The organism is Eubacterium sp. AM05-23 (assembly GCF_003477535.1).
GTDB lineage: Bacteria > Bacillota > Clostridia > Eubacteriales > Eubacteriaceae > Eubacterium > Eubacterium maltosivorans.
The window spans coordinates 108,136-121,275 of the sequence record NZ_QUDF01000009.1 but is presented as its reverse complement, the minus strand read 5'-3'; the positions used below and the strand labels follow the sequence as shown (position 1 = coordinate 121,275).

Genomic DNA, 13,140 nt, shown 5'->3' with positions numbered 1-13,140 from the left:
AGGAGTTCCCATGAACGAAGAAGGAAAGAAACGGATTTTGATTGCAGACGACAATCAGGATATTTGCGAGCTGGTAGAAATTCTGCTGACAGCAGAAGGCTTTGAGGTCGTTCAGGCTAAAAACGGTCAGGAGGCAGTGGACAGGACGGATGATTCCATTGATCTGATCATACTGGACGTCATGATGCCCCAGAAATCTGGCTATAAGGCCTGTTCAGAAATCAGGGAAAAAACACGGGTGCCCATTCTGTTTTTGACAGCCAAGGACCAGGATTCCGACAAGGTGATGGGGTTCTCTGTGGGCGGTGATGACTACCTGTCCAAGCCCTTCTCCTATACCGAGCTGGTATCCCGGGTCAAGTCTCTCCTGAGGCGTTATTACGTGTACCAGGGCAGCGCGCCGGCAGAAAAGAGTAACAGGCTGGTGATCCGTGATCTGGTGCTGGACAAGGATGCGCAGAATGTCGAGATCGGCGGAGAGATCGTCACCCTGACCGATATTGAGTACCGGATACTGGAGCTTATGATGGACAACCGGAAAAAGGTTTTTTCTGCTCAGAATATTTATGAAAGCATCTGGAATGAGCCCTATTTCTATTCTGCCAACAACACAGTCATGGTGCATATCCGGAACCTGCGTAAAAAGCTCAAAGATAACTCTCAGGAGCCCCAGTACATCAAGACCGCCTGGGGAAAGGGCTATTATGTTGACTAAGCAGGAGGAAAGTATTTTCAGGTCAAAGCTTGGGCTGACCGTCATGAAATACTTTGGTGTTTCCTTTGTCATCGCGTTGGCTTCAGGTGTTGTTACCACGCTGCTGCTGACCTGCTTTATCCGTGAGAACGGTATCTCAGAGGAGACTGTGGAGCTTTTGTCTTACATGGTGACCATCGCGGTGCTCTTTGTTGTGTTTTTAAAGCTGTTCCATAAAAAAATCCGTTACATTCATACCCTGGAGCACGGTATTGAGATCATAGAGGGGGGCGGGCTGGAATACCCCATTCCAGTAGAGGGCAATGATGAGCTGACCGCTCTGGCCATTCAGCTTAACGATATGCGGCGGACACTGCAAAAGCAGATAAACGAGCGTGAGACAGCAATCCGTGAAAATCATGAGATGGTCACAGCCATATCCCACGACATCCGGACGCCGCTTACCTCTGTAATCTGTTATCTGGATCTCATCAGAGACGGCAAGGTCAAAAGCCCGGAGGAGGGGGCTGTTTATATCAACAACGCGCTGGAGAAAGCCTATCAGATCAAAAACCTCACCACAGCTCTCTTCAGCCATTCGGTGGCCGAAAACGAGGAGGTTATGTTTCATTATGAGCTGATCGACGGTAATGAGCTGCTGGCGCAGGTCTTATCGGAGAGCGTCTTTTTGCTGGAAGAAAAGGGCCTGACCGTCAAGGTGAGAGACAGCATCGAGGAAGGATTTGCCATCAATGTGGACATTCAGCAGTTCCGGCGCGTTTTTGACAACCTTTGCTCCAACGCCCTGAAATATGCCGACCCTAAGCGGCCCATCTGCTTTGATGTTATGCTGGAGCCGGATACCCTGCGGATTATCCAGACGAACCAGGTGCGAAAAAACAGCGGCGGCGAGAGCTTTGGCATTGGACTGAAAACCTGTGAAAAAATTGCGGAACGTCATGAAGGAACCTTTAAAAGCTGGATTGAGAAGGGTGAGTTTGTGGCGATCTGGACTTTGCCTTTGTATTAGCCGAAATACCGGCCCTGTACGGCTTGAGGTTGTTTTTCAACCTTGCACCGCAAAAAGAACATATGAGGCACGATTACATGGAAAATATTAATAAAATCTTTAGAATTCATCCCGAATTTCTTCATGTTTTTATGTTAAAATGATTCACAACAAAACAAATAATGGAGGCACCATGAATAAGAAAAAAAGTATCATTATTACGCTTGTCATACTGGCAGTCGTTGTCGTAGCGCTGGGCGTCTGGGCCTGTACGCGCACCAGCCAGCCGCAGGCAGCCGCTGTCAAAACCACGACACTTGAGAAGACCAACCTTCAGAGAACAGTCTCGACCAATGGTACGGTTGAGAGCACCTACGTAGAGCAGGTCAGCAATATGACTGGTATCCCCGTGTGGGATATCGACGTATCGGTGGGCGAATGGGTTGAAAAAGGCGACCGTCTCTGCCGCCTGTACGATGAAAAAAGCGATACCTGGGAACGTGTGGAAGCCACGACCTCTGGTACGGTGACGGCCATTAACGCCCAGAACGGCGCCCCGGCCAACGGTGTGCTCTTTACCATCGAGGATACCAACAGCCTGCGTGTGGTCACGAACATCAAGGAAGCCGATGTGGGAACCGTACAGCCGGGAATGAAGGTAAGTATCAAAACCGATGCGACCGGGGACAAGGAATACACTGGCACCGTGCAGAGCATTGCACCTACGGCTGTCAAGCAGTCCAGTGCTTCCGGCACCGGGGCGACAGCCGCCGCCTCTACAGGCAGCCAGAATCCGGAATTTGAGGCCCGGGTCAGCATTGATTCTGACATCAGCGGCCTGTTGATCGGGATGAAAGCGCGCCTTAATATCATCGTTGAGGAAAGAAACGGCGTTTACAGCGTTCCCTTTGATGTGCTGACCACCAATGCGAACAATGAAAGCTGCGTGCTGGTAGCCGCCGACCCCAAGGACGGCGTCTACACTGTGAAGGAGGTGCCTGTCACAACCGGGACAGAAACGGACTTTGCCATTGAAATTTCAGGCGACCAGCTGACAGACGGCATGCAGATCATCACCGACATCGACAAGGTTAAGGCCGGCGATTCTGTCACACTGCAGCAGACCGGTGACAGCGTCACAGCCCAGGCAGATACTGCTCAAGGAGACACCAATGCGCAATAAGATCATTGAGATGAAGGGCATTGTGAAGCGCTTCTATGTGGGTTCGCCCAATGAGCTTGAAATCCTTCATGGTCTTGATCTGGAAGTCTTAGAGGGCGAGTTTATATCCATTATCGGGGCATCAGGCTCAGGCAAGTCCACGCTGATGAATATTATCGGCGCTCTTGACCGGCCCACAGAAGGCGAGTATTATCTGGATAAGCTGCTCGTCAGCACCATTAAGGACAGCGGGCTCTCAAAGATCCGTAACCAGAAAATCGGCTTTGTGTTCCAGACCTTTAACCTGATTCCGCGTTCCACGGCGCTCAATAATGTGGAGCTGCCCATGCTGTACGCGGGCATGCCCAAGGCGGAACGCCGGGAGCGGGCAGAGGAGCTGCTGGCCCTGGTGGATATGTCGGACCGTGCCAAGCACCGTCCTAACGAGCTTTCCGGCGGACAGAAGCAGCGTATCGCCATCGCCCGAGCCATGGCCAATAATCCATCCATTATACTGGCCGATGAACCCACCGGCGCGCTGGACAGTAAAACCGGCCGCATGGTCATGGATATTTTTCACGAGCTGCATGAAAAGCAGGGTAAAACCATTATTTTGATCACCCATAATCCGGAGCTGGCCGATGAAACTGAGCGGATTATCACCCTGAGCGATGGCAATATCGTCGGCACCCGGGCGGGCACCGGAGTGAGATTGGAGCGGCACCATGAATTTGCTTGAAAATATTAAACTGGCCCTGGAAGGGCTGCGCGCCAACAAAATGCGGGCGCTGCTGACTATGCTGGGTATTATTATCGGGATCGCCTCGGTCATTGCCATCACCTCCCTTGGCGACGCCATGTCCAATACCCTGAACGAGACACTCTCCAACGTGGGTGGCCGTAACATTCAGCTGTACGTTATGCCTAAGGATGTGGACGGCACCTACTCTAACAGCGATGAGGACAACATCACCGATGAGATGATCGAACGCTTCAGAGAACGCTACGGCGATGAGATTGAAGGCCTTGAGATCAGCAATAACGTCGGGGCGGCCAAAACCGTCGACGCGATTCCGCAGCAGGAGATGAAAATTACTGGCGTTAACCATGATTACTTTACGGTTGAGAACATCAAGATTGTCCAGGGACGCGCCATCAGCGACCGGGACACCGATGGTGAGAAGAACGTCATTGTTATTTCCAGTATCATGAAAAAGAATTTGTATGGCGAGGGCAGCGACCCTATCGGTAAAGAGATAAAGGTGGAAACCACCTATGGAACCGAGAGCTTTTACGTTGTAGGGGTTTATCAGGATCCCATGGAGGACGCGACCCAGAGCGCCATGATGGTGGCGATGGGCGGCAGCGGCCGTTCGACCGCTTATATCCCTTACACGACAGCCAAAAATATTACAAATGATACGACCAAGGGCTACAGCATGATTATGCTCATGGCCTCGCCGGACGTCAGCTCGACAGAGCTTGCCACCAAAGCGGCAGCCTATTTCAATAAATTCTATCCTCAAAACAGCAACAGCAAGGTAGAGGCTCAGAGTATGGAAAGCATCATGAAGGAAATGAACACTGCCATGTCGCAGGTATCTATGGCCATCGCGGTTATCGCGGGCATATCGCTGCTGGTCGGCGGTATCGGGGTTATGAATATCATGCTGGTATCTGTTACCGAGCGTACGCGGGAAATCGGGGTGCGCAAGGCTCTGGGAGCCCCCAACAGTGCAATTCGCATACAGTTTCTGGTCGAATCTATGATTATCTGCATTATCGGCGGTATTTTGGGGATTCTGCTGGGTGCGGGCTTTGGCGCCCTCGGCGGCCTGCTGCTCAAAACTACGGTTGTGCCGTCTCTTGGCTCCATTGCTCTGGCTGTGGGCTTCTCCATGGCCATCGGCGTGTTCTTCGGGTACTACCCGGCCAATAAAGCCGCCAAGCTCGACCCCATTGAGGCGCTGAGATACGAATAACGAAGCAGATGCATTTTACAGAGAAAGCATTCCGAGTAAAGGATAAAAGCTTTCTTTGCAAAATGCGACGCTGAATCCGTTTTTGACTAGATTTTATCTTTACTTCCTGTGGTTAAAGTGCTAAAATAGAATAAATTAATTAAATAAAAGCACCCTGAAGGGGAGTAACTCAACCATTAAGGAGCTGCTTAGTCGTCATTTCGAGCGAACGCTCCGGCTAAGCATCAAGCGTTATACTTGAGAGTAAGACCTTTATTTCTAATTTCGCGTTTGTCTTTGGGCAGGCGGGGTAACTTAGAGATAAGGGTCTTTTTATTTATAATTCAAGGAGGACAGAATGACAAACGAAGAAAGCAATAAGTCAAGGGAATCTTTCTTACTATCCGTATCGGAGACCGAGAAGGTCTATGATACCGACGTGCGCACCGGGCTCAGCGACGCCCAGGCCGCTGTGCGGCAGCAGACCTATGGAAAGAACAAAATGGCCGAGGGAAAGCGGAAATCACTGCTGCGGATGTTTTTAGAGCAGTTTAAGGATTTTCTGATTCTGGTACTGGTGGCTGCCGCGGTCATATCCGGTTTTCTGGGGGAAATCAGCGATGCCATTTTAATTTTAATTATTGTTATCCTCAATGCCGTCATTGGGATGGTACAGGAAAATAAGGCTGAGAACTCCATGGAGGCGCTTAAAAAGCTGACCATACCCGAAGCTAAGGTGCTGCGAAACGGCGTACAGACAGTTATTAAAGCCGAGAATCTGGTACCTGGGGACGTAGTCTACCTGGACGCCGGGGACAATGTGCCTGCAGATGGCCGGCTCATCGAGGCCGCAGCCCTGCAGATACAGGAATCTGCCCTGACGGGGGAATCGGTGGCGGTTGAGAAGAACCTCGCTGATCTGAGCAACCCCGAGACGCCGCTGGGCGACCGGCTCAACTCTGTTTATATGAGCAGCACGGTAACCTACGGCCGCGGGAAATTCATTGTGACGAAGACCGGCATGGACACAGAAATTGGCAAGATCGCCGGCATGATCCAGGGCACAGTATCCATGCAGACGCCGTTGCAGAAACGGCTGACAGAGCTGGGCAAAATCCTGGCAGTGGGCTGTCTGGGCGCGTGCATTGTGATTTTCTTTATCGGCCTGGTGCGGGGCGGCGATATGCTGGAAATGTTTATGACCGCTGTCAGCCTGGCTGTGGCGGCTATTCCAGAGGGCCTGCCCGCCATCGTTACTGTGGTGCTGGCCATGGGCACCCAGCGGCTGGTGGCTAAGCACGCCATTATCAGAAAACTGCCCGCGGTCGAAACCCTGGGCGCAGCATCGGTGATCTGCTCAGATAAAACAGGGACCCTGACTCAGAATAAGATGACCATCAAAAAGGTCTATGCCAATGACGGGATTGTGAGCGCTGAGGATATCAAGGATGATGGCTTTACCGACAGTGAGCGCCTGGTCGTGCGGATCGGCCTGCTCTGCAATGACGCTTCCATTGTTACAGACGACAGCGGCGTGAAGGAGATCGGTGATCCCACAGAGGTGGCGATGGTCGCCTATGCGGCCAGCCTCGGCTATCAGAAAAACGAGTATCTTGAAAAATATCCAAGGGTCAATGAAATCCCCTTCGATTCGGACCGTAAGCTCATGACCACAGTACATAAAGACGGCGAGCATTATTACAGCTTCACCAAGGGCGCGCCGGATGTGCTGCTGAGCCGTTGTGCAAATTACCTCAAAGGAATGGGGAGCATCCCCTATGAAAGTGCGGCCATGCCATTTGACGCAGAAGCCAGAGCTGAGGTGGAAAAGGCCAATGAAACTCTGTCTGACGATGCCTTCCGTGTGCTGGGCTTTGCCTATAAACGCTATGACAGCGAACCTGACGTGACCATGGAAGAGCTGGAAAATGATATGACCTTTGTGGGCCTGACGGGTATGATCGACCCGCCGCGCGTGGAGGTTAAGGATTCTATCCATGAGTGCCATACAGCGGGCATTAAAACCGTTATGATTACCGGAGACCACAAAAACACTGCGGTCGCCATCGCGAAGGAGCTGGATATCTATGGAGAGGACAGCGTCGCCCTGTCCGGCACAGAGCTCAACAGCATGTCGGATGCGGAGCTTGAGGAAAAGATCGACCATGTGGCTGTGTATGCCCGCGTGTCGCCTGAGCACAAGGTGCGGATTGTCGACGCCTGGCAGAAAAAAGGCGCGGTGGTCGCCATGACCGGCGACGGGGTCAACGATGCTCCGGCGCTCAAGAAGGCCGATATTGGATGCGCCATGGGCATTACGGGCACTGACGTGTCCAAGGAGGCGGCTGAAATGATTTTGACAGACGATAATTTTGCCACCATCGTCTCTGCGGTCAAGGAAGGCCGGGGGATTTATGAGAACATCAAGAAGGCAGTCCACTTCCTGCTGTCCTGCAATATCGCCGAAATCCTGATTTTATTTATCGCCACGCTCATCGGCTGGATTCAGCCTTTGCTGCCTGTGCACATTTTATGGATCAACCTGATAACGGACAGCCTGCCCGCACTGGCCCTGGGGGTTGAGAAGAACGATGACGACATTATGGAAAAGAAGCCGAGAGATCCCAGGGAAAGCATTTTTGCCCACGGACTGGGCGGACGCATTATTTTCCAGGGCGTTGTGCTGGCAGCCATCTCGCTGTTTGTCTTTAATTATGGATACTCCCACTTTGGCCTGGACGAAGGCCGTACCATGGTATTTGCGGTTCTGGGTTTATCCCAGCTGACCCATGTGCTCAATGTCCGGTCTGAGAGCAAATCCGTGTTCAGCAGACAGTTTTTCACCAACCGGTACCTGTGGGGCGCGATTCTGATCTCGGCAGTCCTGCAGCTGGCCGTCATTCTGATACCGGCCGCCCACCCGCTGTTCAGCGTGACCTTCCTGAACCCTCAGGAATGGCTGATCATTGTGGCCGCGTCACTGGCGCCGCTGGTGGTTGTGGAAATCACCAAGTTTATCGGACGATTTGTACACCGGGATAAATAAAAATAAAGCCCGCAGACAATACATGCCTGCGGGCTTTTCTATTCGGGCTAAGAGCTCTGGGTGAGCAGCTTGATGATGGAAGCGTAAAGGTTCTGAGTGTCATTTTTCCAGTTGTCACAGATATTCAGCGCCTGCTTCTGGGATGGCGTGTTGATGTTCAGCTCCATCAGGACAATGTTGTTTTCATGGAGCTTGAGCTGTACCTGGTAATCGCCGTCGGTATTTTTGATGTAGTTGCCGATGACCTTGACCTCTCTGAAAATGCGGTCCCTGTTCTGTGAAATATAAAGCTCCAGCATTTCACGGATATAGGCAGGAATGTCCTTTTCAAAAATATTCAGGGTCTCCCGCCCCTTGGCGGTGATGGCGACCACGGTTTTATCATCATCCATCTGGTATAAACGGATAAAGTCATCCTCGATGAGGTTGTCGATGTAGAGCTGAATATCAAAATAGCTCATTTGCAGGTTTTCAATAATGATAAAGGCCACCTGCTCGCGGGTGATGCCGGTTTTGATTTTATTGAGTACGTATAGTATAATAAGCTTATCTTCAGCCTGATGTTGAGTGTTAAGCACGCGATGAACCTCCCTTGGAAAAATTGAAGTTACCTTATCATTATAGCATAGATTTAAAAACAAATGTGGTAAAAGGAGAAGATTTTTATGAATCCATTAAATGAAAAAATAGAGGCTCTGGGAAAGGGGCTTGGAGCGGCGCAGGTTGGCTTTGCGGATTTGAGCAGCCTGGAGAATGGGCTAAACCTGGGCTATCCCGGCGCCGTATCGGTGGTGGTGCGCCTTTCTAAGGGGATTTTGGCCCAGATAGAGGACGCGCCCACAGCCACCTATTTTAGCCATTACCGCATTGTCAACCGCCTGATCGACGAGATTACACTGAGGGTGGCGCTGGCCCTTGAGGAAGGGGGTGCGATGACGCTGGCTGTTCCGGCCTCCCAGTCGCTGCCCTCTGTAAAGGGCGAAAACCCATACCGGGGGCTATTCGCTCACAAAACTGCAGCGGTCCTTGCCGGCATGGGGTGGATCGGAAAGAGCGCCCTGTTTATCCACAGGGATTACGGCCCCGCAGTGCGGCTGGGAACGGTGCTGACCGACGCGCCGCTTGATACTGTGGCGGTCCTGGCGGAGAGTGAATGCGGCAGCTGCCAGGCCTGTGTGAAGGCCTGCCCGTCCATGTCCATCGAGGGAAAGCTCTGGAAGTTGGGCATGGAGCGCAGCTATCTGTTAGACGCCCACAGCTGCAGCGAGCATATGAAGGAAGCTTATCAGCACATTGGCCGCGGCTCGGTCTGCGGTCTGTGCATGGTGAACTGTCCGCATTTCAGGAAAAACCTGTGAGTGCGCCTAATAAGGAGAACACTATGATTTTTGAATTGATTTTTATGGGCCTGATAGGCCTGTTAATGTGTTACCTGGGCTGGCTGATATGGAAAAAAGAGCGGATCAATCTGATCCACAGTTATCATTATGCGCGTGTATCTGAGGCGGATAAAAAACCCTATACAGAGAAGATTGGGAAGGCGTTGCTGATTATGGGGATTGGCTGCTTTTTGACAGGTGTGGCGGACTTTATTACCCGTACCCACTTCGGCTGGATATTTTTTGGCCTTGGATTTATAATAGGGGCTGTTCTTTTCGTGAAAGCACAGCACAAATACAATGGAGGGATTTTTTAGTGCCAAAGGAGAAATAAATGAGAAACATGACAAGTCAGGACATGAAACTGTCCGCTAAGGTACAGCTCAAGGGACACTGGGGAGCGGCTGTTTTGATCATGTTCATCACATGGCTGGCCATCGCCGGAGTACCGACCATCATGCTCCTGCTGGAAAAAGTGATTTTTAACGTGGATCTGGACGCGGAAGTTTATGACCGGGTTTCAAACATCGTATCCTTTGTTCTGGCAGGACCGCTGTCCTACGGGGCCTCGCGTTTTTATATGAACCTGTACCACGGCCGGGAGGCAGGAGTGGCAGATCTTTTTACAGGTTTTAACCGTTTTGGCAGGTGTTTTTTAGCCAGTCTGGCCATGGGCATCCTGACCTTTTTATGGGCGCTGCTGCTCATTATTCCTGGGATTATTGCGGCCATCAGCTATTCCCAGACTTATTACCTGCTGAACGATTATGAGACGCTGTCCTTTATGGACGCCATCACCCTGAGCAAGTTGATGATGCGGGATTACAAGCTGGAATATTTTCTTCTGTGCCTGACCTTTATCGGATGGTGGCTCCTGGTCGTTGTGACGCTGGGCATTGCCATCATCGTGGTGGGGCCTTATCTGAATGCTACCTTTGCCAATTTTTATATGGGGTTGAAAGAAGAACGGCAGGAAGTTATCGATCGTTTTATGGCTGGGAATCAAAACTAAGCTTTCCAAATAAGGGGAAAGTATGATATAATAAAAAACTGCGCTGCAGGCCTTTGACGAAGGCCTTGAATATAGAAGAAAAATAGATTAAGTGAGAAAAACAGTGGGTAAATTTAAAATAGAGGGTGTTGCCCCGGGCAGCATCTTTGAAGAACTGGAAATTGAAAAAGGCGACACATTGCTCACCATCAACGGAATGCCTGTGGCAGATATTATGGACTACCGGTATCTGCAGGCGGATGAGCAGCTGATGATCGAGGTGGAAAAGCCCGACGGCGAGATCTGGGAGCTGGACGTGGAAAAGGACTTTGAGGAGGATCTGGGGCTGGTGTTTGACGAAAACATGCTGGAAACCCGAACCTGCAAAAACAACTGTGTTTTCTGTTTTATCGACCAGATGCCGCCGGGAATGCGGGAAACCCTGTATGTCAAGGACGACGACGAGCGCCTGTCCTTTCTGCTGGGCAACTACGTCACCCTGACCAACCTGACCGAGGCGGAAATGGAACGCATTGTGCGCTACCGGATCATGCCTATTAATATCTCGGTGCACACCACTAACCCGGAGCTGCGGTGCGCCATGCTGCACAACCGCTTTGCCGGGTCGATCATGGAATCCCTGCGGTATTTTGCAGATAACGGCATTGGCATGAACGGGCAGATTGTGCTGTGCCCAGGCTATAATGACGGCCATGAGCTGAAACGGACGCTGAAGGACCTGATGGCCTTTTATCCGCAGATGGCCTCTGTGTCCGTAGTGCCTGTGGGCCTGTCCAAATACCGTGAGGGGCTGGCAAAGCTCCATAAATTTGACGCGGAGAGCGCCAGACAGACCCTGGACATCATCAGGGATATTCAGGCTCAGATGCGGAGTCAATACGGTACAAATTTTGTCTACGCCAGCGATGAGTTTTTCCTGCTGGCCGGTGAGACGCTGCCGGATTCCGTCTACTACGACGGTTTTCTGCAGATCGAAAACGGTGTGGGTATGATGACAGATTTTAAGGAAAGCCTGGAGGCTGCCCTGAGCGAAGCCCGCGCGATACGGCGAAACGACGTACCCCAAAAGGTCGGCATTATCACCGGGCGGCTGGCCGCAGATTTTATGCGGGACTGCGCCTGCAAGGTGCGCCCTGTCTGCGGAGCGGAGCCTGCTGTCTACCCAGTAGTCAACGATTTTTTCGGCGAGGACATCACCGTGTCCGGGCTGGTCACAGGACAGGACATTATCCGGCAGGTGCCTAAGGGGGCAGACCGTTATCTGATCCCGGAAAACATGGTCCGCAGCCAGACCCATGACCTGCTGGACGATTTGACAACAGAAGAGATTGAAAAGGCGCTTCAGGCAGAGGTGCGCATTGTCCCAGTGGACGGTGCGGCCTTTCTGGAAGCGATGAATTAAGGAGGAATACTATGGCAAAACCGATTGTCGCAGTGGTGGGACGCCCGAACGTGGGCAAATCCACCCTGTTCAACAAGCTGGTGGGCGAGCGCATCGCCATTGTGGAGGACACGCCCGGCGTTACCAGAGACCGTATCATTGCGGATGCGGAGTGGCAGAACCATCATTTTACACTCATCGACACCGGTGGGATCGAGCCCCACACCAAGGATGATATTTTATTGCAAATGCGTGTCCAGGCCGAGCTGGCCATTGACATGGCAGATTTGATCGTGCTGCTGGTGGACGGGCGCGAGGGCATGACCGCCTCTGATCTGGAGGTGGCCAACATGATCCGTAAGCACAGCAAAAACGTTCTGCTGGCCGTTAACAAGGTGGACAGCCAGCAGCTGGAAAACAATATTTTTGAATTTTATAATCTGGGCATTGGCGAGCCCATGGCGATCTCTGCCGAGCAGGGCCTTGGCCTTGGCGACTTTCTGGACGCGGTGATCGAGCGGGTTAAGAAAGTCTATGATGAGGACGAGCAGGAGGATGATAACCTGAAAATCGCGGTGATCGGAAAGCCAAACGCGGGCAAATCCACCCTGATCAACAAAATGCTGGGCCATGACCGGCTCATCGTCAGCGACGTACCCGGCACTACCCGTGACGCCATCGACACCGAAGTGCGCTTTAACGGCCGGGATTACACCCTCATTGACACCGCGGGGCTGCGGAAGAAAAAGAAGATCTATGAGGATATTGAGCGCTACAGCATTGTGCGCGCCATTGCCGCTGTTGACCGGAGCGATGTGGTGCTGGTGCTGATCGACGGGGAAAAGGGCGTGACGGAACAGGACGCCAAAATTGCCGGCATTGCCCACAACCGCGCCAAGCCGTCCATTATCATTGTCAACAAATGGGACATTGTGGAAAAGGACACCAAGACCATGGATAAGATGAAGCGGGAAATCCGGGATACGCTGTCTTTTATCGACTATGCGCCCATTCTGTTTATCTCGGCCAAAACCGGGCAGCGGGTCAGCAAGATTTACGAAACCATTGATTTTGTCAAGAGTCAGACGGAAAAACGCATTACCACCGGTAAGCTCAACGAAGCCATGACAGAATTTATTATGATGAAGCAGCCGCCAACCAAGAGCGGCCGCCGGCTGAAAATTTTCTACGCCTCACAGACTGGCGTCAACCCGCCGACCTTTGTGGTCTTTGTCAACGACGCGACGCTGATGCACTTTTCCTATCAGCGCTATCTGGAAAACAAAATTCGGGAGACCTTTGATTTTGATGGCACACCCATCCGGTTCTTTGTGCGGGAACGAAACGACTGACAGCGCTGCCGGCCCCCTTCACCTTAGGGTGAGGCGGGTCTTTTTTGATTTTGCATATAGAAAGCGTGGAAAAGTAAGCTGCATTGCCGTAACTGTTTTTATCCGTAAAAATATGATATAATAAAGATAAACTTCTGTGGACAT

At 51.7% G+C, this 13,140-nt stretch carries 12 protein-coding genes; 11 read left to right on the top strand and 1 reads right to left on the bottom strand.

Annotation, left to right across the window (positions count from 1 at the left end):
- Positions 1-10 precede the first annotated feature (10 nt).
- From DW091_RS13780 to DW091_RS13755, 6 genes are all read left to right on the top strand, one after another.
- A complete protein-coding gene (locus DW091_RS13780) occupies positions 11-715 on the top strand; it encodes a response regulator transcription factor (protein ID WP_058694967.1) in 705 nt (234 codons plus the stop codon).
- Positions 705-1,724: a HAMP domain-containing sensor histidine kinase gene (locus DW091_RS13775; RefSeq protein WP_058694966.1), complete on the top strand. Its 1,020-nt coding sequence runs from the start codon at positions 705-707 to the stop codon at positions 1,722-1,724. The genes DW091_RS13780 and DW091_RS13775 overlap by 11 nt, the downstream gene beginning before the upstream one ends.
- A gap of 172 nt (positions 1,725-1,896) precedes the next feature.
- Positions 1,897-2,886: an HlyD family efflux transporter periplasmic adaptor subunit gene (locus tag DW091_RS13770; RefSeq protein WP_074616100.1), complete on the top strand. Its 990-nt coding sequence runs from the start codon at positions 1,897-1,899 to the stop codon at positions 2,884-2,886.
- Positions 2,876-3,604, top strand: a complete 729-nt coding sequence (locus tag DW091_RS13765; protein ID WP_058694964.1) for an ABC transporter ATP-binding protein — start codon at positions 2,876-2,878, stop codon at positions 3,602-3,604. The genes DW091_RS13770 and DW091_RS13765 overlap by 11 nt, the downstream gene beginning before the upstream one ends.
- Entirely contained in the window at positions 3,591-4,847 is a 1,257-nt protein-coding gene (locus DW091_RS13760; protein WP_058694963.1) for an ABC transporter permease, read from the top strand. The genes DW091_RS13765 and DW091_RS13760 overlap by 14 nt, the downstream gene beginning before the upstream one ends.
- Before the next feature lie 337 nt (positions 4,848-5,184).
- A complete protein-coding gene (locus DW091_RS13755; RefSeq protein ID WP_118518439.1) occupies positions 5,185-7,872 on the top strand; it encodes a calcium-translocating P-type ATPase, PMCA-type in 2,688 nt (895 codons plus the stop codon).
- A gap of 47 nt (positions 7,873-7,919) precedes the next feature.
- Here DW091_RS13755 and DW091_RS13750 read toward each other — a convergent pair whose 3' ends face one another.
- The gene (locus DW091_RS13750; RefSeq protein WP_074616098.1) at positions 7,920-8,450 is read right to left on the bottom strand and encodes a DUF4364 family protein; all 531 of its coding nucleotides are present in this window, start codon (positions 8,448-8,450) and stop codon (positions 7,920-7,922) included.
- Positions 8,451-8,537: 87 nt separating this feature from the next.
- Between DW091_RS13750 and DW091_RS13745 the strand changes: the two genes are divergently transcribed.
- The 5 genes from DW091_RS13745 (at position 8,538) to der (ending at position 12,996) form a co-directional block, all read left to right on the top strand.
- Positions 8,538-9,230 (top strand): 4Fe-4S double cluster binding domain-containing protein, encoded by a 693-nt coding sequence (locus DW091_RS13745; RefSeq protein WP_118518438.1) that lies wholly within the window; start codon positions 8,538-8,540, stop codon positions 9,228-9,230.
- Positions 9,231-9,253: 23 nt separating this feature from the next.
- On the top strand, positions 9,254-9,568 hold the full coding sequence (locus DW091_RS13740; protein ID WP_224168806.1) for a DUF3784 domain-containing protein: 315 nt from the start codon (positions 9,254-9,256) through the stop codon (positions 9,566-9,568).
- Between the two features lie 17 nt (positions 9,569-9,585).
- Entirely contained in the window at positions 9,586-10,263 is a 678-nt protein-coding gene (locus DW091_RS13735) for a DUF975 family protein (protein WP_118518437.1), read from the top strand.
- A 103-nt stretch (positions 10,264-10,366) separates the two neighbouring features.
- On the top strand, positions 10,367-11,665 hold the full coding sequence (locus DW091_RS13730) for a DUF512 domain-containing protein (RefSeq protein WP_224168805.1): 1,299 nt from the start codon (positions 10,367-10,369) through the stop codon (positions 11,663-11,665).
- A gap of 11 nt (positions 11,666-11,676) precedes the next feature.
- Complete coding sequence (der, locus tag DW091_RS13725) at positions 11,677-12,996, top strand: ribosome biogenesis GTPase Der (RefSeq protein WP_058694958.1); 1,320 nt, start codon at positions 11,677-11,679, stop codon at positions 12,994-12,996.
- Positions 12,997-13,140 lie beyond the last annotated feature (144 nt).